Annotated in this window: 20 protein-coding genes; 11 read left to right on the top strand and 9 right to left on the bottom strand. The window is 52.3% G+C overall.

Going from position 1 to position 23,021, the window contains the following annotated elements:
* Positions 1 to 184: 184 nt before the first annotated feature.
* Both ACN4EK_RS16895 and ACN4EK_RS16890 read left to right on the top strand, forming a co-directional pair.
* A complete protein-coding gene (locus tag ACN4EK_RS16895; RefSeq protein ID WP_431659207.1) occupies positions 185 to 1,777 on the top strand; it encodes a hypothetical protein in 1,593 nt (530 codons plus the stop codon).
* Positions 1,778 to 1,867: 90 nt separating this feature from the next.
* Entirely contained in the window at positions 1,868 to 2,848 is a 981-nt protein-coding gene (locus ACN4EK_RS16890) for a class I SAM-dependent methyltransferase (RefSeq protein ID WP_431659206.1), read from the top strand.
* 3 nt (positions 2,849 to 2,851) lie between these two features.
* Here ACN4EK_RS16890 and ACN4EK_RS16885 read toward each other — a convergent pair whose 3' ends face one another.
* Positions 2,852 to 4,600: a DNA methyltransferase gene (locus tag ACN4EK_RS16885; RefSeq protein WP_431659205.1), complete on the bottom strand. Its 1,749-nt coding sequence runs from the start codon at positions 4,598 to 4,600 to the stop codon at positions 2,852 to 2,854.
* Positions 4,601 to 4,717: 117 nt separating this feature from the next.
* Here ACN4EK_RS16885 and secD point away from each other — a divergent pair, with 117 nt between their 5' ends.
* The 3 genes from secD to ACN4EK_RS16870 are packed head-to-tail and all read left to right on the top strand — an operon-like array spanning position 4,718 to position 7,543.
* Positions 4,718 to 6,139, top strand: coding sequence for a protein translocase subunit SecD (gene secD, locus ACN4EK_RS16880; RefSeq protein ID WP_431659204.1), 1,422 nt, complete (start codon positions 4,718 to 4,720; stop codon positions 6,137 to 6,139).
* A complete protein-coding gene (gene secF, locus ACN4EK_RS16875; RefSeq protein ID WP_431659203.1) occupies positions 6,136 to 7,134 on the top strand; it encodes a protein translocase subunit SecF in 999 nt (332 codons plus the stop codon). The genes secD and secF overlap by 4 nt, the downstream gene beginning before the upstream one ends.
* A complete protein-coding gene (locus tag ACN4EK_RS16870) occupies positions 7,121 to 7,543 on the top strand; it encodes a hypothetical protein (RefSeq protein WP_431659202.1) in 423 nt (140 codons plus the stop codon). Before secF ends, ACN4EK_RS16870 begins: the two co-directional genes overlap by 14 nt.
* Here ACN4EK_RS16870 and ACN4EK_RS16865 read toward each other — a convergent pair.
* The 3 genes from ACN4EK_RS16865 to ACN4EK_RS16855 form a co-directional block, all read right to left on the bottom strand.
* Positions 7,540 to 8,115: a type IV pilin-like G/H family protein gene (locus ACN4EK_RS16865; protein WP_431659201.1), complete on the bottom strand. Its 576-nt coding sequence runs from the start codon at positions 8,113 to 8,115 to the stop codon at positions 7,540 to 7,542. The genes ACN4EK_RS16870 and ACN4EK_RS16865 overlap by 4 nt on opposite strands.
* Positions 8,112 to 8,957, bottom strand: coding sequence for a slipin family protein (locus tag ACN4EK_RS16860; protein ID WP_431659200.1), 846 nt, complete (start codon positions 8,955 to 8,957; stop codon positions 8,112 to 8,114). Before ACN4EK_RS16860 ends, ACN4EK_RS16865 begins: the two co-directional genes overlap by 4 nt.
* 80 nt (positions 8,958 to 9,037) lie before the next feature.
* On the bottom strand, positions 9,038 to 10,153 hold the full coding sequence (locus ACN4EK_RS16855; RefSeq protein WP_431659199.1) for a type IV pilin-like G/H family protein: 1,116 nt from the start codon (positions 10,151 to 10,153) through the stop codon (positions 9,038 to 9,040).
* A gap of 315 nt (positions 10,154 to 10,468) precedes the next feature.
* Between ACN4EK_RS16855 and ACN4EK_RS16850 the strand changes: the two genes are divergently transcribed.
* The 3 genes from ACN4EK_RS16850 (at position 10,469) to ACN4EK_RS16840 (ending at position 15,419) form a co-directional block, all read left to right on the top strand.
* Complete coding sequence (locus ACN4EK_RS16850; RefSeq protein WP_431659198.1) at positions 10,469 to 12,061, top strand: glycoside hydrolase family 57 protein; 1,593 nt, start codon at positions 10,469 to 10,471, stop codon at positions 12,059 to 12,061.
* A gap of 70 nt (positions 12,062 to 12,131) precedes the next feature.
* Positions 12,132 to 12,980, top strand: a complete 849-nt coding sequence (locus tag ACN4EK_RS16845; protein WP_431659197.1) for a LapA family protein — start codon at positions 12,132 to 12,134, stop codon at positions 12,978 to 12,980.
* A gap of 234 nt (positions 12,981 to 13,214) precedes the next feature.
* On the top strand, positions 13,215 to 15,419 hold the full coding sequence (locus ACN4EK_RS16840; protein WP_431659196.1) for a S8 family serine peptidase: 2,205 nt from the start codon (positions 13,215 to 13,217) through the stop codon (positions 15,417 to 15,419).
* Between the two features lie 106 nt (positions 15,420 to 15,525).
* Here the strand turns inward: ACN4EK_RS16840 and ACN4EK_RS16835 are convergent, their stop codons facing one another.
* A complete protein-coding gene (locus ACN4EK_RS16835; protein WP_431659195.1) occupies positions 15,526 to 16,059 on the bottom strand; it encodes a hypothetical protein in 534 nt (177 codons plus the stop codon).
* Positions 16,060 to 16,194: 135 nt separating this feature from the next.
* A complete protein-coding gene (locus ACN4EK_RS16830; protein WP_431659194.1) occupies positions 16,195 to 16,947 on the bottom strand; it encodes a hypothetical protein in 753 nt (250 codons plus the stop codon).
* 253 nt (positions 16,948 to 17,200) lie between these two features.
* Between ACN4EK_RS16830 and ACN4EK_RS16825 the strand changes: the two genes are divergently transcribed.
* From ACN4EK_RS16825 to ACN4EK_RS16815, 3 genes are all read left to right on the top strand, one after another.
* Positions 17,201 to 18,181, top strand: coding sequence for a homogentisate phytyltransferase (locus tag ACN4EK_RS16825; protein WP_431659192.1), 981 nt, complete (start codon positions 17,201 to 17,203; stop codon positions 18,179 to 18,181).
* A 68-nt stretch (positions 18,182 to 18,249) separates the two neighbouring features.
* Positions 18,250 to 18,762 (top strand): methyltransferase family protein, encoded by a 513-nt coding sequence (locus tag ACN4EK_RS16820; protein WP_431659190.1) that lies wholly within the window; start codon positions 18,250 to 18,252, stop codon positions 18,760 to 18,762.
* A gap of 176 nt (positions 18,763 to 18,938) precedes the next feature.
* Positions 18,939 to 19,301, top strand: coding sequence for a response regulator transcription factor (locus ACN4EK_RS16815; protein ID WP_431659189.1), 363 nt, complete (start codon positions 18,939 to 18,941; stop codon positions 19,299 to 19,301).
* A 150-nt stretch (positions 19,302 to 19,451) separates the two neighbouring features.
* On the opposite strand, the gene ACN4EK_RS16810 is transcribed toward ACN4EK_RS16815, so the two are convergent.
* The 3 genes from ACN4EK_RS16810 to ACN4EK_RS16800 all read right to left on the bottom strand — a co-directional run bounded on the left by ACN4EK_RS16810 (position 19,452) and on the right by ACN4EK_RS16800 (position 22,850).
* The gene (locus ACN4EK_RS16810; protein ID WP_431659188.1) at positions 19,452 to 20,135 is read right to left on the bottom strand and encodes a GerMN domain-containing protein; all 684 of its coding nucleotides are present in this window, start codon (positions 20,133 to 20,135) and stop codon (positions 19,452 to 19,454) included.
* A gap of 101 nt (positions 20,136 to 20,236) precedes the next feature.
* A complete protein-coding gene (locus ACN4EK_RS16805; protein ID WP_431659187.1) occupies positions 20,237 to 21,010 on the bottom strand; it encodes an LmeA family phospholipid-binding protein in 774 nt (257 codons plus the stop codon).
* Positions 21,011 to 21,020: 10 nt separating this feature from the next.
* Positions 21,021 to 22,850, bottom strand: coding sequence for a proline--tRNA ligase (locus ACN4EK_RS16800; RefSeq protein WP_431659185.1), 1,830 nt, complete (start codon positions 22,848 to 22,850; stop codon positions 21,021 to 21,023).
* Positions 22,851 to 23,021: the final 171 nt, after the last annotated feature.

Here is a 23,021-nt window from a genome sequence, read left to right as displayed (position 1 = left end):
GCGGAGATGTGTATAAGAGACAGCTCCTCCCCTATCCACCCCTCCTCAGCCTGCAACATCCGGTAGTTCACAGGCGGCTACCCCCGAACCATCACAGCCCCCGATCACCCCAGAGCCCGCAACAATTACCGTCCCTCCTGCACCGATAACTCCGGAGATCGGGGAGACGACAGCCAGTACACCGATGAATGCTGGGATGGGTGGTTCCCAACCCCATCCGCCGGTGGCAAGCCAAACCATAGCCTCCTTACCTCCCCCCTTACTACCCGCCAGTGGGTCTGATACAGACCTGGCGATCGATACCAGTAGTGGGATTGAGATTGCCGTTCCACCCCCTGGCACTGCCATTAGCCAGTCTTCCAGAAGTGAGCCAGCGACTACCATACCAGCCCCAGTTCCAGCAGTCCCTTCACCTACACCACCAGCAGTAGCTCAAAGTTCTTCAACATCCGCCAGCACCACTCTTCCCCCGTTGGCACCGCCGCTGCCCTCGCCAACATCTGTCCCGCTTGCCCCACCCCTACCTACCACGCCAACGACCGCACTACCACCCCTTGCCCCGCCTTTATCAGTTAATCCTCCAGTACCCCTAGCCCCGCCGTTACCAGCCACCCCAACCGAATTACCTTCAACCTTACCCAATGCGGCGAACGCGATCGCTCCATTAGTCACTGTGCCGTCCAGCAATTCGGCAGGTTCCGGCAATAACGGGATAACTCCAGTACCCTCGACGATCGCTCCTCCTCGTTCCCCCAGTTTGCCGTCGGTTGCCCAGACTTTAGCCGACTCAGAGCTGCCTAGTGTGTTACCACCGAGCAAGTCAGGAAGTAGTGCTCCAACCACCGTCACCGTTCCAGGATTAGGTCAGCCCAGCAGTGTACCTATAGGGAACCCATCTGGCAACGCCGCAATTCCCCCATTGCCCAATGCCAATGTCCCGCCTGTGACTGCGCCATCCGTCAGTGTCCCTCCCCTATCGGCACCGACTGCTACCCCCTTACCGCCTGCGTCAGTAACACCGCCGAATATTGTCAATCAGCCCACTGCCCAACCAGCCTCCTTACCGATGGCAACTCCGGGTAGTAGTTCTGCGCCAACGGTCAGCGTTCCCCCGCTTCAACCTACTACCGCCCCATTACCGATCGCTGGGAGTAGTTCGGCAGCCGAACTGATGACTCCCCCGGCTGCCCCCACTCCCGCCGTAATCCCCTTCGGACAACCTCTACCCAATACCACCAGTGCTCTACCACCTGGGACAATTAATTACCCCACTGGGTTTGGGCAAGCCGTAGCCGCGCCCATGTCAGGAGCCTTACTACCGGCTGGCATGACCCTGAATCTGGTTTATCCCGGCGATACTGCCCTTCAGTTACAACCGGGAACGCCCCGGCAGGAGGTGCTGTTGTTGCAAACCGATCTGCGGGATGCGAATGGTCAGTTGATCATTCCGGCAGGAAGTACCGTATTTGGTCGATTTGAAACCAGTAGTGCCGGAAGCCAGTTTATCGCCCAGGCAATTACTCTCCAGGGGCGCAATGTGCCGATCGCGGCACAGTCTGAACCCCTAGGTGGTAGCCCCAAAATTTCAGAAAGTCGAATTGCGATTAATTCTGGGATTGGCGCGTTAGCCGGAGGATTAGTCAGCCAGTTTTCCGGTTGGGGATTGTTGGGCGGAGCCGCGACGGGAGCCGCCGTCACCTACTTTACGTCACCCCGTCCCGCCGTGATTCAGCCCGGTCAAGTCGTGCCGGTGCGCGTGATGCAAGATGTACGTTAGGAGAAATTCCAGCCCGAGCAGCCACCCAAGCCGCGCGATCGCCTGCGATAATAACCTTGATAATAAACACACGGTTGAGATGTCTTGATCATGACAGCGACAGTTGCTTCTGCTCCAAATCTGGCTTCTCGGTTGGTCAATGGTGTGCTGGCGATTAAGCCTCTGGCAGATCTGGCAAAACATCGGGCTCGCCAAATGATGATTAAACGGGCAGCGTCGATCGGGGTGGATTGGTTGCAGGAAGTTGCCGCCTTAAAGGCGCGGGATTGGAGTCAGGATTTAGCAGCCGTCCAGAATCCCAATCTGTCCTATCCGGATTACTATGTCACTTCATTCCATGCCTACGAAGAAGGGAATTTAGGCTGGCAACCGGCTTTAGAAGTAGAAGTCGCCGCCTATGCAGTTCATGCCCGGATTTGGCAGGATACACCGACTTCCGGTGATCCCCGGTTACGGCAAAGCTATCACGAGATTTTGCAAACGGCGTTACCTGTCCCGCCCCAGGCGATCGTGGATTTAGGGTGTAGTGTCGGCATGAGTACCTTTGCCCTACAGGAACTTTACCCGGAAGCCCAGATTACCGGAATTGATCTGTCACCGTACTTTTTAGCCGTGGCTCATTACCGCACCCAGCACCAAAAGGGCAATGGACAGTGGTTGGTCGGCGATCGGGTGGCGGGTGATCCCGGTTTTACGCCGATTCCTGACCGTCTGACCTGGCTCCAGGCAGCAGCAGAAGCCACGGGGCGACCCGATGCCTCCTATGATTTGGTGTCGGCATTTTTGTTATTCCATGAGTTACCCCAAAGTGCCGCGATCGCAATTCTGAAGGAAGCCCGACGGTTACTGCGTCCCGGTGGTCACGTTGCCCTGATGGATATGAATCCGCAGTCAGAAATCTATGCCAAGATGCCACCCTACATCCTGACGTTGCTCAAGAGTACCGAACCGTATTTGGATCAATATTTCACGCTGGATCTGAGTCAGGCATTGGTGGAAGCCGGCTTTGAGCCACCGACGATTACCCGGAATAGCCCCCGACATCGGACAGTGATTGCCCGAGCCGTTTAAAGATTATTTCGTTTCGCTCATGCCAGTGGTGCGGGCAGCGGCACAGACCTCCCCCCAACTGGCAAAGTAGCGATCGTAGTAGTCGATCGTGTATTGCGTATGCTGCGCTAATTCCTGCCGATCGGGTAAATGTCCGAGTTCCTGAGCAATGCGTTTCACTTCTAGCTGGAGTTGCTTTTTAGAAACGGCATATTTCTGTTTAGTGAAGCGGGGCACAGGGCTATTTTTCGCCGTCAAATCACGATCGGCTTTACGAAATGGATTCAAGCCATTCGCCACTTCTTGATGCCGATCTAACGCCAGTTGATAATAATCGGGCGATACCTCAATCCCTAGATATTGTCTACCTAATCGATGTGCTGCCAATGTGGTTGTGCCAGCACCATTAAAGCAATCCAACACCATTTCTTCAGGATAAGTAAACAGGGTCAGCAAGCGATACATCAAGGCTGGCGGTAATTGGCAGGGATGATCGACGCGACGACTATTATGTTTCAGGCGATGAATATCTGTCCACATATCCGTGATCGGGACATGATCATTAATTTGCTGGTGCGATCGCCGTTCTACACAATCCGATCGCAGGCAATAATGATCTGCCAAAATTTCTAAGGGACGAAAGGTTTTATGCACTTCGGGTAAGGCGATCGATTCAGGAGGTTGGATAAATCCCGGCAGTTCTCGCGGTGGTCCTTTGGTAAAACACAGAATTGTGTAATGGGCAGGCATAATTAACCGCACCGGAAAGGCTAACGCATCCCAAACAATCCAATTTTGAAACTGGAGATGTTGACGCAAAAATAGGAAATGCCGAATTGCCCACAGGGGAATATTTAGTAACGCTAGAGTCCGCCCTGGTTTTAACACTCGAATGATTTCAGCGAGCCAGCGATCGCACCAATTAAAATAATCTTCGATGTGCTGGTCATCCTGATAACCTAAATAGCTTTTTTTCAAGTTATAGGGGGGATCAGTAAAGACAAAATCAACACTATTGGCGGGTAGCTTCTGTAAGTTTTCGATACAATCACCTAACAAAATTGTATTCACGAATGTTTTGGGTAGGGCATTGATCGATGCCAAACTTAGAGGCAATTGTTGACTAACCTGTTCAGGCTGGGATTGGCTGAATACTAATTGGCGACAATCCAATACTAACAACTCTTGATAAGGCTCAACCCCAAACAGATCCGCAAACCGCTCAATTAAAGGATTTAGATCTCCAGTTAAATCAATCTCTAGATCTCGCCAGACATCTGAAATCAATGTACCGAATTCATGATAGGTATGCTTCTTACCACCGTAATCTTTTGTAGTGCGATCGCAAACTGGACAATAGGTATACTGCAACCGGGTCTTCGTATGCCGTAATCCCTGCTGATACTTGGTATAAATCAGTGCGCCAAAATGCTGATTAGGTAAAGCAAATTGATTTTGTCTACACGTATTTTTACGTTTAATGACAATCCAAGAACGATAGGTAAATGAGGATAAAAATTTGGCTTGCACATCCACCAAATCAACCACTTCACCCACAATGATTAATGTCGCTTGAACATCTAAGGTTCCCACAATTCTGGCAACCACTTCTCCCATGTTTTCTTGGGGAGAATCAGGCGCGATCGCGGAATTTGGTAATACGAATAGACCAATATCTACCCCGCGCTGGGCTACAGACTCAAAATCCGTTGGATCAGTTACCGTCACTGTGACGATCGCTAAGGATTTTTTGTCCTCTGACCAGTGCCCCATAGCTCACAATTGGTTTGATGTTTATCAGCGATTCAGGCAAGAGAAACGACTTTCCAGCGGATCCCGAATGCCCCTGGCATAAAGCGTTATCATAGCGTTTGTTATAGGGGTTACAGCATGGGAAGACAGCGAATACTTCTAGGATTAATTTTGGCGCTGGTGCTGGTGGCGCTGTTTGTGCTATCTCGGCTAGAGCCGCAATTGGGGCTAGATTTGCAAGGTGGATCACAACTGACGATCCAGGTGAAGCCGACACCGGAAATTCCAAACATTACCGAGCGAGAATTAGAAGCGGTGCGTCGGGTAGTAGAAGGTCGGGTCAACGGGTTAGGGGTATCCGAACCCCTGGTACTCACCTCGGGCAACGATCAGATTATTGTGCAACTCCCGGGAGTCAGTGATCCACAACAGGCAGAACGGGTACTAGGCGGTACAGCCCAACTCGACTTCCGCAAACAAAAACCAGGTAGCGAACAACAGTTTGTCATTGAACGCCAGGTGTTACGCGAAAAGATCGACATCCAAGAAGAACTGCGGAAAAGTAACGATCAAGCCGCGATCGCCAAAAATCAGGCTGAACTGAAAGCAACTCAAGCCGCGATCGCTAATTTATTTGACAAAACAGAATTAACGGGCAAAAACCTGAAAGATGCCTATCCCCAGCCTACCGGGGTAACTAATGTCTGGAACGTGAGCTTACAGTTCGACGAGAAAGGGGGCAACCTCTTCGCCCAACTGACCAAAGACATTGCCGGAACGGGTCGGACATTAGGTATGTTTTTAGACAATGCTCCCATTAGCACCGACTTTGCCTATACCGTCGATGCCAAATATGCCGAAACGGGGATTACCGGCGGTGGTGCCGTTATTGAAGGTCGCTTTACCGCAGAACGGGCAAATGATCTCTCAATTCAATTACGGGGTGGCGCATTACCACTACCTGTAGAAATCGTGGAAAACCGTACCGTCGGTGCGACCCTTGGACAAGACAGTATCCAAAGCAGTATTTACGCCGCCTTAGGGGGGTTAGCTCTGGTGTTGATCTTTATGGTGGCGTACTATCGGTTGCCCGGATTGATCGCGGATGCCTCCCTGGTGATTTACGCGATCCTGACCTTCGCCTGCTTTACTCTCTTAGGAGTGACACTGACCCTACCGGGAATTGCTGGCTTCATCCTCAGTATTGGCATGGCAGTGGATGCCAACGTCCTGATTTTTGAACGGACTCGGGAAGAATTGCGGTCTGGAAAAACCCTGTATCGATCGGTGGAATCTGGTTTCTATCGCGCCTTCTCCAGTATTTTGGACAGTAACGTCACCACCCTAATTGCCTGTGCGGCTCTGTTCTGGCTGGGAGCCGGATTGGTGCGGGGGTTTGCCCTCACATTGGCATTAGGGGTGAGCGTCAGTATGTTCACAGCCATTACCTGTAGCCGCACCCTACTGCTAACTGCGTTAACCATTCCCAGCCTGCGCAAACCCGAATACTTCTGTCCCAACCTCAAAGCTAGTCAGCCTCAAACGGAGGCCACCTCATGAAGCTGCACGTCATTCGTCAACGTAAACTCTGGTGGGCTATTTCAGCCGCCGCCATTCTGGCAGGAATTGTTGCCATGCTAATCTCCTGGCAGCAACTGGGTGCTCCCCTCCGCCCCGGTCTAGATTTTGTCGGAGGCACCCGGCTGCAACTGGAATTGGACTGCACCCAAAATGATTGCACCCAACCGATCAAGATTGCGGACGTGCGATCGATCCTGACTGACCAGGGGCTAGGCAACAGTAGTGTACAAGAGGTATCGGGTCAAGGGCGGCGCGGTGTCTCGATCCGCACAGTGCCGTTGAATGTTGATCAACGCACGAAGATTCAGGACGCTGTAACCGCCAAACTGGGGACATTGGATCCGACCAAAACCCAGATCGATACCGTTGGGCCGGTAATTGGACAACAACTTCTATCTTCCGGTTTGCTAGCCTTACTGGTTTCCTTCGCCGGGATCACCATTTATTTGAGTCTGCGGTTTCAGTTAGACTATGCCGTCTTCGCGCTGCTGGCGTTGTTCCATGATGTGTTAGTCACCGTTGGAGCCTTCGCGATCCTGGGATTATCGCCTTTGCAGATGGAGGTGGATAGCCTATTCATTGTGGCACTCCTAACGATCGTTGGGTTCTCGGTGAACGATACGGTCGTGATTTACGATCGGGTTCGAGAGACCAGTAGCCTGCACCCCGATCAGCATATTGACGATATTGTCGATTCGGCAGTCAACCAAACCCTGACGCGATCGATCAACACCACCCTGACCACCCTGCTGAGTCTATTTGCCATTCTCTTCTTTGGTGGCGAAACCCTGAAAAACTTTGCCCTGGCATTGATTATTGGGTTCACGATGGGAGCCTATTCCAGCATCTTTGTTGCCAGTACCTTGCTAGCCTGGTGGCGGGAACGCACTGGGCAGGTTTATGGTACGGCTTCCCAACCTACTGCCGTTAGTGCCGATGGCAATCTGTCAGTTAAACCGGATGACATTACCTGATCCTTCTCCCCCGCACCTGCAAGATCCCACCTTTCAACAGCAAGTTCAACGACTCTACTACCTGACGATGTACGGGCGATGGGGACTGGTGGGAATCTTGTGGCTGACGATCGGGCTAGGCAGTCTGTGGGGCTTGCGGTATCCCATTGCCCTGCTGCAAGACTACTTTACCTGGGTCGCTGTCCGCTATGGGCTAATTTATAACCCTATTCCTACCTTCGGATTGCTACTCTGTATCGGCTTAACCTTAACCTCTTTACTTTGGCAAACCCGGATTTTAATTTGGGGACTACCGAAACGCGATCGTTCCCGCTTAGAGCAACAGGTCTGCCAGATCCGCCAACAAGGCTCCAGCCATCCCCTCTGGCAATGGATCACCCCTGGATCGGAGCCACTCACTCCCCCTTAATCTAATGGCATAGTACCTGTTGCACATACCAGGGTGCCATTCTGTAATACGGGTGGCGCTGGTAGCCGACCTGCGTGGGGTGGTAGCTTTTCACAGAGTCGGCTCAAAAAACTCACTCCTTCTAACGTCTGGGTTGGCACGACAGCACCCACAAAACTTTTCAATGGTCGGCGATCGACGGTTCTGTCCCATGTAAACAAGCCTAGATCATGGGTTTCCTTTACCTCAACCTGATCCTGACGCGCCATCCCATAGCTAACTGCCATGTTTGGAGCTACCTGCACACGATAGGTATAGTAGCGGGTTTGAGAGTGAGTCCCGATTCCCAAAACAGGTAGTGATTCGGCAAAGCGCTGATGCTCTAGAAAATAAGCCTGTTGTGCCCGGTTGATAGCACCGACAGAGGTTCTCCCTTCCGCACCGACTGGATGCCGATGGGTCTGCGTCAACACCAGTGGGATCGCGATCGCGCCCAGGATACCTAAGCCAACGATAAGCACCAGAATTTCCCAGGTGGAGATTCCCTGCTCTAATCGCGATCGTTGTCCTGCCATAACGGTTAGCCAATTCATGATGACTGGCGATCGATTTCCTCAACGGGCTTGGTAGACAGAAATACTTCGGGGGTAAATGGATGTGCCTCTGCCTGATTTGCCGTTGGTTGCCCTAACTCTGCCAAGCGTTTCGCCGCCCCAATAAAGTCAGACGGAATCATTAGTACCGTTGTGGTATTGTTTTCAGCACCAATCTCGGTCAGCATTTGCAGTCGCCGTAATTCCAAGGCGGCTGGATAGGTACTAATATTCTGGGAGGCTTCTGCCAGTTTTAATGAGGCTTCCTGTTCGGCGGCGGCTTTAATAATCCGAGCCCGTTTTTCGCGCACCGCTTCCGCTTCCTTCGCCATTGCCCGTTGCATACTGGAAGGAATCTCGACATCCTTCATTTCTACCCGTTCGATCACGATGCCCCAGGGTTCCGTAATCTCGTCCACAATTTCCTGCACCTTCAGGTTAATCTTGTCCCGGTTTTGCAAGACATCATCCAAAATATTTTGCCCGACCACATTTCGCAGGGTGGTTAAGGCAATCTGGTACACGGCTGATTCGTAGTTTTCCACCCGGTTAATCGCTTTCACGGGATCTAAGATCCGGTAGTACAACACAGCATTGACCCGAATCGTTACACTATCCGCCGTCACCGTTTCCTGCGGTTCAATGTTGACGGTTTTGGTACGCACATCAACCTGCACTTTTTGATCTACCCAGGGCACAATCCAGTACAAACCCGGCCCCATCAATCCTTTGGCACGTCCCAGCCGATAAATCACTCCACGCTGATATTCCCGATCGAGCTTCAGTCCCGAAACACTCAGGATCAGCAGCAATCCTATCAACCATTCCAGTCCACCCATCATGGTTTTACCAACCCAATGCCTCCATTCTAGGCAGAAGGATTGGGGCAGGTGGAAAACGATCGCTTGAGCTTAATCTTGGGCTATTGCACTGCCGCGGCTCCCGTGGGACAGGCGATCGGTTGTCCAGAGGTCAAAATCAACGTTGGAGAGGTCTGGGACGGTTGGGCACTTTCACAGATCAGGGCGGCTGTAGTGATCGTCTGTTGTGGCGACTGCACCAGTGAGACAACCGCCGTATAACTCTTCAGCCCAGCGTCTTTAGGAACTGCCGTCAATTGGGCTTGTAATTGATCAGTGGCAGTAAGTTGATAGGTATAGTGATAACTCCGAGCAATCAAATTTGCCGATCGCTCCAGTTCTTCTAAATCCGCCGCAAAGCGTTGGTGGTGTTGATAAAACGCCTGTTGCGCCTGATTCATCGTCCGCAAATATTGCTTGGCTTCCTGTTGCCGTTTAATATTCACCAGGTCTGCTTCTGAAGGGAGCCGGGAGCCATCCGGTGCGGTAAGCGTGGATGAACTGGGTGCAGTGGTTGGTCGAGAAGCCGTTTGGGCATTGGCAAAGGTGACAATGGCGGCTGTACCACCACTGAGAAAGGCGATCAGTGCGGTTAATGAAGTAATCCGGTATCTGGGGGAGCGCGATCGCTTTGCCACTCGCAATTTTTGTGGTTTATGGGGATGCCGAGGCACTTTTGCCGATCGTCGCCCTGGCTTGGCTGGAGCCGGGGGTCGGGCGGGTATGGGCAGTGGCGCTTCTACCGGGGCAGGGGCTACCGTGTGCGCAGATCGAGGCGAGTCCTCCAGATCTGGGGGCATGGTTTGGGGCGCTGGGCAATCGCTAACCATCGCTAAAACCTTCGTTGCCGTTGGTTGACTCTTTTGCCGAATTCGCGGCCGAGTTTCCCCTAGCTGCAAGGTTTCCCGCCACACCGGAGTCGATTGCCCAATTTTTTGCCCATAAACTGTCACCGTTTGAATCGACTGTACCCCCAGACCGGCCAGTCCCCGCCGAATAAATTTAACTAAGGGAGCCTGATTTAAGACATAGGATGACCGCAGACAAATATATAGACAACCATCATTCAACTTAGTCCGAGCCGTCACACCCCTGGGCTCCAATGCCAAATTCATCAGGATTGCGATCGCCTGTGGATCACCCTGTCTGGCAGATTCTACTAAGTTTAACTGAGTCATAACTACCTGCTAGGCACACACGAAAGATTAAACTTTTCTAAGTACTAACTGATAAAGCTGAAAGCTTAACTAATAAAATACTCGCAAATTGCTGAGTCAGATAAATTACCCGATCAAACCAGCCAGCCCACCAGGAGTAGGGAAAACCTGAGCAATTGCGATCGTTCTGACTGCATCCCGGCTTGCCAGATCCCGCGATCGCCACCGACGAAAGGACTGGTTTATTCACGACTCTTTTCGTTGCCATTTCGCTTTACAATCTTGGCAATCCCGTTTGCCTGTTGCCGTTTTCACCCATAGCATCCCTGAGTCCCTATGAGTATTGGATATCTTGCCCTGGTTCTCCACGCCCATCTGCCGTTTGTGCGGCACCCCGAGAGCGACTACGTTCTGGAGGAAGAGTGGTTATTTGAAGCGATTACGGAAACCTATATCCCGCTCCTGCAAATGTTTGAGGGGCTACGACGGGACGGGGTTAACTTTAAGATGACCATGAGCCTGACCCCACCCCTGGTGTCGATGCTGTTGGATCCACTGCTGCAAGAACGGTACGACAAACATCTGGCTCAACTGGAGAAACTGGCAGAACAGGAGATTGAGCGCAATGCCTTCAGTGGACATCTGCGCTACCTGGCAGAACATTATGCCCAGGAGTTTCATGCGATTCGGAAATCCTGGGAGGGGTACGATCGCAATCTGGTCAAAGCCTTCAAAAAATTTGCGGACAGCAATAACCTGGAGATCATTACCTGTGGTGCCACCCACGGCTACCTGCCCTTAATGAAAATGTATCCGCAGGCAGTCTGGGCACAGATTAAAGTTGCGTACGACCACTATACCGACACCTTTGGTCGTCCCCCCAATGGCATCTGGTTGCCTGAGTGCGCCTACTACAACGGCTTAGAACGGATGCTTGCCGATGTCGGATTACGCTACTTCCTCACCGATGGGCATGGGATCCTCTATGGTCGTCCCCGTCCCCGCTTTGGCACTTACACCCCTATCTTCACCTCCACAGGAGTCGCCGCCTTTGGACGAGATCACGAGTCTTCCCAACAGGTCTGGTCGTCGGAAGTGGGCTACCCCGGTGCGCCAGAATACCGTGAGTTCTACCGCGATCTGGGCTGGGATGCGGAATATGAATACATCAAACCCTATGTGATGCCGAATGGACAACGGAAGAATGTCGGCATCAAGTACCACAAAATTACGGGGCGGGGCTTGGGCTTAGGTGACAAGCAACTTTATGATCCCCACTGGGCGCGGGAGAAAGCGGCGGAACATGCTGGAAATTTCGTCTTCAACCGGGAACGCCAGGTCGAGCATCTCTATAACATCATGCAGCGCAAACCAATTATTTTGTCGCCCTATGATGCCGAACTCTTTGGGCACTGGTGGTACGAAGGGCCCTGGTTCCTGGACTACCTGTTCCGCAAAACCTGGTTTGACCAGAGTGTGTATGAAATGACCCACCTGGCAGACTACCTTAAAGCCCATCCTACCCAGCAGGTCTGCAATCCGGCGCAATCCAGTTGGGGCTACAAAGGCTTCCATGAGTATTGGTTGAATGAAACCAACGCCTGGATTTATCCCCATCTGCATAAAGCAGCGGAACGGATGATCGAAATCTCCCGTCAGGAAGCCGCCGATGAGTTGGAAAAACGGGCATTGAACCAAGCGGCGAGAGAATTACTGTTGGCGCAATCCTCCGACTGGGCATTTATTATGCGGAGTGGCACGATGGTACCCTATGCCGTTCGCCGCACCCGATCGCACCTGATGCGGTTCCAAAAGCTGTATGAAGAGGTCAAACAGGGCAAAATTGATTCCGGTTGGCTGGAAAAAGTGGAAGCGATCGACAACATCTTTCCGAACTTAAATTACAAAGTCTACCGTCCACTCTACTGACGCGAAGCCGAGGAGAGCGCCTACACTGAGGCTAGGGCTAATTGCTCCTGCCCTCTACTGACTGAAACTCATGGTTGTGCGTTTATTGCTGCTGCTAGTGATCGCTGGGGGACTCGTTGGCTTTGCCATCCAAAACTGGTCGCCAACCATTGCCCTCACCTTTTTGGGCTTCAAAACCATGGCGTTGCCCTTAGCCGTGTGGGTGCTGTGGGCGATCGTCGTTGGCATTTTGACGACTCTTGCTATCAATGCCCTCTTTGCCGCCTCTAACTATCTGGCAGTCCAGGCATTTCGTACTCAGTGGCGGCAGAATGCCCGCCAAAGTAGTTCCCAGCCCTATGAGTCCGATCGCAGTTCCGGCTATGCCAGTACCAGTAGCCGCACTTCAACCAGCGCTAGTACCAATCCAGATGCCTCCTGGCGCACTTGGCGGAAAGAGTCTTCCGATCGAGAGCCTCCCCAACCCGAACCCGTTCGCGATCGAGCATCCTCACGCGATCGACTGGATGACCTGATGGATGAGTTGGACGATTGGGAGACTCCGATCAGTGATGACTGGGAGGTGAAATCGTCGGATCGCCGTCGCCGGCCTGACTCCAGTGGTGAAGCATCAACCTCTGCCAGTCGTCGTGAGTACGAAACACCGCAGACTCCCAAAACGACATCCCAATCTGGTTCGGTGTACTCTTATGGCTACCGCGAACCGCGCAACTCGGGAGCCGGTCGCACCGAAGATGTGCAGCAGCCCGAGCGGGTTGTCGATGCCGACTATCGGGTGATTATTCCACCGTACTATCCCGGTGAAGCGGAGCCAGTCCCCGACGCGCCAGACAATCAACCGATCGCCGAGGAAAATGCCGATGATTGGTTTGAAGACACCTCAGATGACTCGGGGGATCCAGCGAATCCCCGCGCCTAAATTGCCGATTTTGCATAAAACTATCCGGATCAAGTGACCTTTTGCCTAGAAGGAAGGTCGTGATGCGATCGGTCAGGGAATCGTTTAATTCGCTGCTGTAGAAAGAGATCAGAGTCAGATCCACGATCGATGGATGACAGCGCGGATCAGAGAAAAACCGTCATGGTCTTTCTTGATTCACCTCACCTTCGCCATCACCAGCCCCTTGATCACAGGACAACGGATAACGCACCCATGCTAAGTACCACCCATTCCCTTAACCTGTTGAGCCTGCCCACTCATCCCTTATCCCACGCTCCTCAAGCCACAGTTGATCCATTCAATCCATCGGTTACAACTGGCTTTCCCCTGGCAATTTCCTGGCAGTTGGGTCATGCCTCTAGCGAGATCAGTTCTCAAGTAACTCCTGAACCGGGCAATACAATCCTGACTGGGTACGATATTGGGGGCATTACCGCCACTCCGATCGTCCTGACTGATGCAGTGAGTAGTAGCGATCCCAACGACTACTATCGCTTTATTCTGACCGATACCCGCAATTTCAATCTGGCGCTGACTGGACTGAATGCCAATGTGAACGTGCAGTTGTTGAATGCGGCTGGCAGCTTAATCAACAGTTCTGTCCGCACCGGACTAGTCGATGAAGCGATTAACCAAACATTACAAGCGGGTGACTACTACCTGCGGGTCTATCCGGGTAACGGCAGCACCAGCAACTACACTTTGATCGTATCCGCCACCGACGCTCCCCCGACGACATCTCCCAGTAACCTGCTGCCGATCGAAACCAATCTGGGGACTCTAGGCAACGCTACAGTTAGTAATCTCGGCACGATTAGTAGTACGAATACTGCCGATGTCTATCGGTTTCGACTCGCGACGGGTGGGAGCCTCAACTTAACCCTGAATAATCTGCAAGCCGATGTGGATGTCCGGTTAATTCAGGATCTCAATGGCAATGGCATCCTCGATCTGGGCGAAGAAATTACCCGATCGCAACAGGCAGGGACGCGATCAGAATCCATTCAGTTTGATAGTTTGGCAGCAGGCAATTACCTAGTGCAGGTCTATCAATACCAGGGAGTCACCAGCTACACCCTCAACCTATCGACGATCGCCGCCGGGATCAGTATTCCAGACAACGCAGGCAATACCCTGGCAACCGCCCGTGACCTTGGCATACTCAATACCCTGCAAACCTTCGACGATTTCGTGGGTGCAGCAGATACCAACGACTACTATCGCTTTACGCTGGATCGCACAGCCTTATTTGATTTAGATTTAACTGGCTTAAGTAGCGATGCCGATGTGCAGTTACTCAGCAGTAGTGGGGCGATAATCGCTAGTTCGATCGCCGCAGGGATTAACCCAGAATCTATTACCCGCACCCTCACCGCCGGTACTTACTACATTCGCGTCTTTCCCTATAACGGCGATACCAACTACACCCTGCAAGTCACTGCCGCTCCCGTCAATTTACCCACCGGCTATGATCCCACCTATGGCTATGGGTTGGTGAATGCAGCGGCGGCAGTTGCCCAGGCGATCGGGCAAGCCACACCGTTCGCAGATGTCACCGATTTAGGCGGCAACTTCTGGGATCTGGATCAAATTAATGTACCCGAAGTATGGGCACAGGGCTATACCGGACAGGGCATTGTGATTGCCGTGGTCGATAGTGGCGTGGATATCACCCATACAGATCTGGATGCCAACATCTGGGTCAATAGCCGCGAGATTGCTGGCAATGGCATCGATGACGATGGCAATGGGTATATTGACGATGTGCATGGCTGGGATTTCGTGGACAACGACAATCTTGCCAATGATCTCGACTCCCACGGTACCCACGTGGCGGGGACGATCGCAGCCGAGAACAACGGAACAGGAGCGACAGGTGTTGCCTACGATGCCCGCATCATGCCAATCCGGGTATTAGATGCCGATGGCAATGGTCGTTATGCCGATGTCGCGGCGGGCATTCGCTATGCGGCTGATAGTGGAGCCGATATTATTAATCTGAGTTTAGGAGGGGGGAGTTCCAACAGTCAGGTGCTTGCGGCGATCGACTATGCGGTGCAACGAGGCACATTTGTAGTGATTGCGGCGGGCAATGAAGGTGAGAGCCAACCCAGTTTCCCAGCGAACATCACCAACCCTGGCGTATTAGCGGTCGGGGCAGTTAATCGCAATCAACAAATGGCAAGCTTTTCTAACCTGGCTGGCAGTTCGCCCTTGAATTATGTGGTCGCCCCCGGAGTGGGTATTTACTCCACCACTCCCAACGATCGCTATGCCAGCTTTAACGGCACATCCATGGCAACTCCGCATATTGCTGGTGTAGCGGCGCTACTACTCAGTGCCAATCCCAATCTGACTCCGGCTCAACTGGTCAGTTTGTTAACCAGCACCGCTAATCGGGACGGCATTACCGCTTAAGCGGTTCAACCAGTGATATAGGAGACAAGTCCGATGAGTCTGGACACATCCCTTGTTGCCCAGACTCACAGTGAGGTTGAGCGAGACGATCGCGGTGATCGGTCAATTATCGTCTAGACAACCAGGCGTTCAATCTAACTTTACAGGCGACATAAAACGGGATCTGGTAGTGTTCCATCAAGAGCCATGCCACAAAGAGGAAATGGCTGAGAAATGCCAACGTCATCCAGATGGTAGGAAACCAGTACCAGGCACTCCCCGGCATCGGTGGAAAGGTGTGGGAGGATAACCAGATCAACATTGGCGGCAAGACTACTAACGCCGTCCCCACTAACCAAATCACGATCGTTAAATCGACATCAATCTGATTGGCGGATTGCCAGTTCCGTCCCGTCCAGCGCCAGACCATGGGGTAGGAACTATCTTCTACCTGGACGAGCTGACTGGACAAATTCGCTGTAAAAATATGCCGACAGAAGTTACAGGCAAAGGCATCCATCAGGGTGATCGCAGAAATCTGTCCATGCCGACAGATCGGACAGAGATAGGTGTCCTGGTAATTTAAACTGCGTTTGTCCGGCGAACCAGCTAAGCGCTGATGACCGTCTAGAGGTTGTTTGGGATCGATCGGTTCTGCCATAACAGCCGCATCAAGATGAGGAGTGAGCGAACAGCCTTCACTATACCTTCTGCTTACCCGAATCATCATCCACACCCGATCGCAGTTGTTTCTGTGATTCTCTGCCTCAATCAACTGCTTGCATCCAGAACCCAATTAACGAGAGGCGATCGCACTACTCCCGATCGACTTCATGATTTCTTTGCCTGCCTGCTGCAACACTACCATTGGTTCTGTGCTCGTTGGTGCCACAATTTTCTTCACCAACACCTTGCCATTTTCTAAATAATCTCCGGGGCTGACATACCGACTGGTGTGTGACCCTGGTTCCTTCACAATTACACTCCATTTGGCGCCAACTTGAAGAATGCCAGTGACTTCGATCGCTTCGGCTAATGCCGTGGGAGAAGGTGGGGCGATCGGCAGTTCAATCGGCGGCAGAGGAGTCATGCCCGCATTTGGTAAGGCGGCAGTGGGCAACGGCATACCGGGGGGCGGATAGGCGGGTAAAGGTGCCATCGGAATCGACGGTAGCCCTGCTGTTGGTAGGTTACTGGGTGGCGAAACCGGCACAGGAGCACGCAAGGCAGTGGTCTGAACCCTGGGTTTTGCGGCTAGGGGCTGCTGAACCACTCGACTGGGCACTGGAGAGAAGGGATCGGTTCGACCTGCCGCCACAACGGGCAAGCGAACGTTAGCATTAGTCGGTTGTAACAAGCCAGGAACGACGGGGATACCGGGTTTCGCATTTTGAGTCACCAATGGCTTGGCAAATTGCTGCGTATTCCCTGCCAATGGCGGACTGTTAGGGGAAACCGCATCCTGAGCCTGTTGATTATCGGCATCACCAGAGCAACTGACGAGGAGGGCTGCTGTGCCCAAGCTGACAAGCCACAATAGCCGTTTCATTGCCACAACTCCCTATCTTCTGCTTCAGACTAGCCCCAGGATAGCCGCGATTCTAGATTATGACGCACTTTTATTGCGAGAGGTTGTGGTGACTGGTGATCCGCCCTTGCCCAACTGGAGCTATACCTGATTTCGTTAACTTCTCGGTGGATGACCGCTTAATTTCACTTTAAAATTACTCCTTTCGGCAGATTTGACACAGTAATAGGCGAAATTACCCCTAAGATAAGTCTGTTCCTTCTTCTGACTGTTCATGAGTCGGACTTTTACTTCAACCGCCCCTCAGACCACCTCAACCACTTCGGAACCACAGGTACAGTCACCTGTTGAGCGATTGTATGCGTTCTGGAAATTTTCCCGTCCGCACACAATTATTGGCACGACGCTGAGTGTGGTTGGGCTAAGTTTCCTGGCAGGAGCTATGCAACGATCGGGAACTGGGTTTGATCTAGCTGCACTACCACCGTTCTCAACGATCGCCCTGGCATTAGCGGCTTGCCTCTGTGGCAATTTGTATATCGTGGGCTTAAACCAGATCGAGGATGTAGCGATCGATCGCATCAATAAGCCCCATTTACCCCTGGCATCCGGGGAATATTCCCAGCGTCAGGCAGTGACGATCGTCAGCATCGCCGGAATTTTGGCACTGATCCTGGCGGGTATTGGTGGCGGCTATCTGCTGGCGACCGTTGGCGTGAGTCTGATCATTGGTACGGCATACTCACTACCCCCCATCCGGCTGAAACGGTTTCCGTTCTGGGCATCGTTCTGCATCCTGTCGGTACGCGGGGCGATCGTCAATCTCGGCTTATTCCTACACTTCCATCCAGGGCTACCGATTCCCTCCCCAGTCTGGACGTTGACTGGATTTATCCTGGTGTTTACCTTTGCGATCGCCATTTTCAAGGATGTCCCTGATTTGGAGGGCGATCGCCAGTACCGGATCACCACATTTACTCTGAAACTCGGTCAGGTGGCGGTCTTCAATCTCACCCGTTGGGTGTTAACCGCCTGCTACCTGGGCATTGTGGCTGCTGCTTTACTGGGTGTGACTGGTAGCCAACCCTTCGTCATTATTACTATCCATCTGGGGATTCTAGCCAGTTTATGGCAGCGAAGTTTACACATTAACCTTCAGGACAAGCGATCGATCAGCCGCTTTTATCAATTCATCTGGAAGCTGTTTTTTCTGGAATACCTGCTATTTCCGATCGTCTGCTGGCTCAATCATTAACCCCTGAAGGATCAGGTCACGGGGTAGCAAAATGCTTTAACTTGGAAATATCATCTCTCAAGACCAGCATGAAACTCTTACAGGATTGGGGCTTTAGTGCTAATAGCTGGCAGGGGCAGCGAGGGGAATATTGGGTCTTAGCGCAGGGCATCCTCCTGATTGGCTTGGTGCTGCTACCGATCTATCGTCCTCCTGGGTTAACCCTTCCTCCTGCCCCGAGACTTTATGCCATCTGGGGCATCGCTGGGCTGCTGGGATTAGCAGGTAGCGGTTTATTCCTGAAAGGCTTACTGGATCTGGGCAGGAGTCTAACCCCATTGCCCCATCCAAGAGACGATGGGCACCTGGTCGAATCGGGCGTTTATACCTTAGTGAGACACCCGGTTTACAGTGGCGTAATTTTAATCACCCTGGCGATCGCTGTCCTCTTACTCAGTCTGTCCCACCTGATCGGCGCGATCGCCTGTTTCCTGTTCTTTAATGCCAAGGCAAATCGCGAAGAAACATGGTTACAGCAAAAGTACCTTGGGTACGCTAACTATCAAGGGCGAGTAAAGAAATTAATCCCCTGGTTGTATTAATGCTGTGGCATATTCCCCGATCGCAGTCATGGCATCCTTTGGCTTGTAAACTTGGTGCAAGTCAGGATACCTACCTCTTAACCCTCTAGTTAAAGCATAACCAGGGGGGAAACAGGCTAAACTAAACCATTGGTGGCTCGCAGTGCGAAACCATTCGGAAATATGAGTAATGTTCTATGAGTACAGTTCTGATTGTGGATGACAGCACTACGGTGCGAGAAATGGTATCAGAACACCTAAGGAAAGGCGGGTTCAATGTAATCGAGGCAGTGGATGGGGAAGAAGCGATCGAGAAGATCAAAGCCAACCTACCCGATATTGTTGTCACTGATATTGTCATGCCGCGCAAAAACGGGTACGAACTATGCCGTTGGATTAAAAATGATCCCGTGGCAAAGGTCATTCCCGTGGTGATGTGTACCAGCAAAAGTGAAGAGTTTGATATCTATTGGGGCATGAAGCAAGGAGCCGATGCTTACATTACCAAGCCCTATCACCCTCCAGATCTGCTGGCGGCAGTCAAGCGGTTATTAAAGTAGCCTCCACCTCACCTTAATCAAGGTATGATCCGAATTCATCTCAATTTGGTTTATGGATGTGACTGAACCGATCCCCCGGCGGCATCTCCCTGGGCAAGAGGAAATGAGGAAGATCGGAAATCTTGCCCTCCAGCGATCGCGGGAGATTGTCTATAAGGAGAAATTCTGCTCGAAACTCTGCCGGGTCATCGGTTGATCGATCAACAACCCTTCCCCGCCCAGCGTATCTAGCGGCACCCCTTCTACAGACAACCAGACGGGCACATTCGGATTCAGGGTAGATGCGGTATATACAATCTGTCCCACCCGAGCGGTCATTGAGGTACTGCCGCCCCCCTTAGTAAAGTCGTTCGACAAATCAACATGCACCCCATCATCTTTCACTGTCAGCCCCAGCAGTTTTGTAGTTGCCGGGATGGTGGTTGCCAGGGATTGATCGGTAGGTTGCCCTGCCAGTAATTGCTTGATCGCCTCCTGTAGCAAACCACTGTCATTTGACGCACTCAAGGTCATCGCTGTAGGAGCCAGAGCGATCGTCGTATCGGTTGCCTTTAACCAATAGACCTGTAACGTCTTTTCGGTGGTGGCTGGGGCTACCGCCGGTGGTTGAGCGGTTCCCGTCGCTGGGATTTTCTGCTCACCTTGCCCAACTGGCGATGTCTGCGGCGTAGAGTGTTCCACCCCAACGGGTTCAATCACTTTGCGAGCAACGGTTGTCCAGCCCCACCAGGCAGCCGCACTACCCGTAATCAGCACCACAGCAGACAGGCCTGCCAGCAAACTGAGCGGAATCGGACGATGGGACTGGGACTCGTGGGTATGATGATCTTGCATAAATCCTCCTCCGGGCATGACACTGCTGATCACAACTTCAAGCGTTTTACTGATTAACTACAGCAGGCACACCAGGGTTTCGGAAAATTAGTAATGTCTCTTCATTTTGACTCTGGAGTGACCTGAACAAAAGCAGCGAGTTCCGCTTGGTTGTCGTCTAGTTTAAACTGCAATACTCTGGCTGTAATCCCGGATGCTTCCAGTTGTTGCAGATCCAACATTGAAGGGAGGCGATCGGTAACTGCGATGACAATTGCCTCTGGCACGGCTGTCCCATTCAGTTGCACCGTTGGTTGCAGGAGCCGGAGTTGTCGCCCCGCCACAATGTCTAACCCTGACTCTACCTCGATCGCCAACCGATCGGGACTACCCATTGACTGAAGTTCGGTTTGCAGTCGCACCCGTTGATTCGCTAAAAATTCCACCTGGGAATTCTGGATCGTGTAATCACCCGCTTGACTACCCAGGAACTGCCTTGCTAATCTTTGCAGCCGCTTCAACACATTAGGCGATCGCAACGCCTGGTTGATATCCGCCTCTGTCACCACGAGACGAACTCCTGCCCGGAAGGGTTCCTGTAACCGTAACCGCCCTCGCTGCAACCGCCGCCGATTTAGATTAACGGGGTCTGTTTCCAGCTCCACTACGGCTAACCGTAGATCTTTGAGCGGAAACACCCCACGACCCGCTATGCGAATACGATCGGCTTTCCCCTGGACGATGTCATAGTTGGGGGCATTGTCAATCCGAACCCGCAACTCCTCGACCGAGTCCAGTTGATCTCGAATCGTCGCTGCCACCACTTGATCCGTCACCACCCCGACGGGGGACACTAACCCCAAGAGGCTAGAAAGCACGATCGTCAGAATATCCATAGGCTGTCAGTTACGAGTTGATCTGCTGCTGGAGATAAGCCACTACTTCAGCCAAGGGGATTTCTTGGGATGCCTTGGTTGCCCGTTGCACCACCTCAACCTTGCCATCCTTCAAGGCTTTGCCCGTCACAATCCGGAAGGGAATCCCAATCAAATCGGCATCTTTAAATTTCACGCCGGCTCGTTCGTTGCGATCGTCGAGTAGCGTTTCAATTCCCACCTGGTTCAAGTCGGTATACAGTTGCTCTGCGGCTGCTACCTGATCAGGCTTGTTGACATCGGGAATCACCACGATCGCTTGATAGGGTGCGATCGCCGTTGGCCAGATGATGCCATCTTTGTCGTAGGACTGTTCCACAGCCGCCTGGGCTAAGCGAGACACCCCCACGCCATAACACCCCATGACTAAGGGCACTTCTTCCCCTTGTTCGTTGGTGTAGGTTGCCCCTAACGCCTGCGAGTATTTTGTTCCCAGTTGGAAGATATGCCCAATTTCAATGCCTCTCGCGGTTTTGAGGAGTTGCTGAGGATCATGTATGGCGCGATCGCCCGCCTGCGCCTTTCGCACATCGACGACCAGTTTCGGCAGATCGAACTCGCTGCTCCAATTGGCTCCGACCTGGTGATATCCCGACTCATCAGCACCAGTCACGAAATTAGTTAACTCGACTGCCGTTTGATCCACCATGCGTAGAAACTTTGTTGCCAGCAGATTGCGATTGCTTCCTGCCTCTAACGGTTGGGGCTTGGGTAACTTCAGGTAACTATCCGCCAGACCGGGTGACATGTAGCCCAACGGCAACGGTTTCGCTGCCCATTTTTCCTGAGCAGTGGCATCCGGGACGGTCAAGGCAATCACGGTCGAGCCACCGTACTGTTTCGCTAACTTGACTAATTCATTTTGCAGCTTCACTTCATTCACATCCTGATCACCCCGGATGCTGACTAAGACCAACACCGTCATCCCGTTGTCATACACGGCTTGATACAGCACATTTTTGACCACACAGGTGGGCGAACATTGAAGGAATTGACACAATTTCTCGATCGTCTCGGTGCCGGGAGTTTCTCGTTTTTCTGAGGTGGTAAAGGGGGAAGTCTCTGCCTCAATGGGAAGTGATCCCGCTTTTTCCACATTGGCGGCATACTTGCCATCTTCGGTGTAGAGAATCTCATCTTCTCCGGCATCTGCTAACACCATAAATTCCTGGGAACCAGACCCCCCGATCGCCCCCGAATCGGCATCCACTGCCCGGAACTGCAACCCACAACGGCTTAAGATGTTGCAGTAAGCCGTGTGCATCTTCTGGTAGACCTGCTTTAAGCCAGCTTCATCGGCATCAAAGGAATAGGCATCCTTCATGATGAATTCTCGCCCCCGCATCAGACCAAACCGGGGTCGAATTTCATCCCGAAACTTGGTTTGAATCTGGTAGAGATTCACTGGTAACTGGCGATAGGAGCGAATCATGTCCCGGGCGATCGCCGTAATCACCTCTTCATGGGTAGGCCCTAAGCCCATTTCCCGTTCCTGGCGATCGACCAGCGAAAACATAATACCTTCCGCTTTGGTATAAGTATCCCAGCGTCCCGACTCTCGCCACAGTTCGGCCGGTTGCAACTGGGGTAGCAAACATTCCTGAGCCCCCGCCGCATTCATCTCTTCCCGCACAATCTGCGACACCTTTTGCAGCACCCGCCACATCAACGGCAGATAGGCATATCCCCCTGGCGCAATCCGGCGAATATAACCAGCCCGCAGCAGCAACTTATGGCTAGGAATTTCCGCTTCGGCTGGATCTTCCCGCAGGGTGACAAATAACATCTGAGACAATCGCATTGCGCCCGGTTCCTTTTCCGAATCAAATCGCCATCATCTCAGTCTATAGCAGAGGCAAATCATTATGTGAGGCATGGATGGATCACTATTGAGGCAGCGAGACGGTGATCAAACAGCCGCAACTTCTCTGTTTCTTAATACTTTCTGTTGAGAGTTAAAATTTAGCTCCGC

The sequence above is a fragment of the Pantanalinema rosaneae CENA516 genome (assembly GCF_050753385.1).
GTDB lineage: Bacteria > Cyanobacteriota > Cyanobacteriia > Leptolyngbyales > Leptolyngbyaceae > Pantanalinema > Pantanalinema rosaneae.
This window is presented reverse-complemented; position numbering and strand designations above follow the sequence as displayed.

What these genes read in the sequence shown, in the direction of transcription:
- ACN4EK_RS16805 (WP_431659187.1), bottom strand. Translation starts at nt 21,010, where the DNA reads ATGGATATTCTGACGATCGTGCTTTCTAGCCTCTTGGGGTTAGTGTCC.
- ACN4EK_RS16860 (WP_431659200.1), bottom strand. Translation starts at nt 8,957, where the DNA reads ATGATGGGTGGACTGGAATGGTTGATAGGATTGCTGCTGATCCTGAGT.
- ACN4EK_RS16870 (WP_431659202.1), top strand. Translation starts at nt 7,121, where the DNA reads ATGACATTACCTGATCCTTCTCCCCCGCACCTGCAAGATCCCACCTTT.
- ACN4EK_RS16830 (WP_431659194.1), bottom strand. Translation starts at nt 16,947, where the DNA reads ATGAAACGGCTATTGTGGCTTGTCAGCTTGGGCACAGCAGCCCTCCTC.
- ACN4EK_RS16820 (WP_431659190.1), top strand. Translation starts at nt 18,250, where the DNA reads ATGAAACTCTTACAGGATTGGGGCTTTAGTGCTAATAGCTGGCAGGGG.
- ACN4EK_RS16885 (WP_431659205.1), bottom strand. Translation starts at nt 4,600, where the DNA reads ATGGGGCACTGGTCAGAGGACAAAAAATCCTTAGCGATCGTCACAGTG.
- ACN4EK_RS16845 (WP_431659197.1), top strand. Translation starts at nt 12,132, where the DNA reads ATGGTTGTGCGTTTATTGCTGCTGCTAGTGATCGCTGGGGGACTCGTT.
- ACN4EK_RS16855 (WP_431659199.1), bottom strand. Translation starts at nt 10,153, where the DNA reads ATGACTCAGTTAAACTTAGTAGAATCTGCCAGACAGGGTGATCCACAG.
- secF (WP_431659203.1), top strand. Translation starts at nt 6,136, where the DNA reads ATGAAGCTGCACGTCATTCGTCAACGTAAACTCTGGTGGGCTATTTCA.
- ACN4EK_RS16810 (WP_431659188.1), bottom strand. Translation starts at nt 20,135, where the DNA reads ATGCAAGATCATCATACCCACGAGTCCCAGTCCCATCGTCCGATTCCG.
- ACN4EK_RS16835 (WP_431659195.1), bottom strand. Translation starts at nt 16,059, where the DNA reads ATGGCAGAACCGATCGATCCCAAACAACCTCTAGACGGTCATCAGCGC.
- ACN4EK_RS16895 (WP_431659207.1), top strand. Translation starts at nt 185, where the DNA reads ATGAATGCTGGGATGGGTGGTTCCCAACCCCATCCGCCGGTGGCAAGC.
- ACN4EK_RS16825 (WP_431659192.1), top strand. Translation starts at nt 17,201, where the DNA reads ATGAGTCGGACTTTTACTTCAACCGCCCCTCAGACCACCTCAACCACT.
- ACN4EK_RS16840 (WP_431659196.1), top strand. Translation starts at nt 13,215, where the DNA reads ATGCTAAGTACCACCCATTCCCTTAACCTGTTGAGCCTGCCCACTCAT.
- secD (WP_431659204.1), top strand. Translation starts at nt 4,718, where the DNA reads ATGGGAAGACAGCGAATACTTCTAGGATTAATTTTGGCGCTGGTGCTG.
- ACN4EK_RS16865 (WP_431659201.1), bottom strand. Translation starts at nt 8,115, where the DNA reads ATGAATTGGCTAACCGTTATGGCAGGACAACGATCGCGATTAGAGCAG.
- ACN4EK_RS16850 (WP_431659198.1), top strand. Translation starts at nt 10,469, where the DNA reads ATGAGTATTGGATATCTTGCCCTGGTTCTCCACGCCCATCTGCCGTTT.
- ACN4EK_RS16890 (WP_431659206.1), top strand. Translation starts at nt 1,868, where the DNA reads ATGACAGCGACAGTTGCTTCTGCTCCAAATCTGGCTTCTCGGTTGGTC.
- ACN4EK_RS16815 (WP_431659189.1), top strand. Translation starts at nt 18,939, where the DNA reads ATGAGTACAGTTCTGATTGTGGATGACAGCACTACGGTGCGAGAAATG.
- ACN4EK_RS16800 (WP_431659185.1), bottom strand. Translation starts at nt 22,850, where the DNA reads ATGCGATTGTCTCAGATGTTATTTGTCACCCTGCGGGAAGATCCAGCC.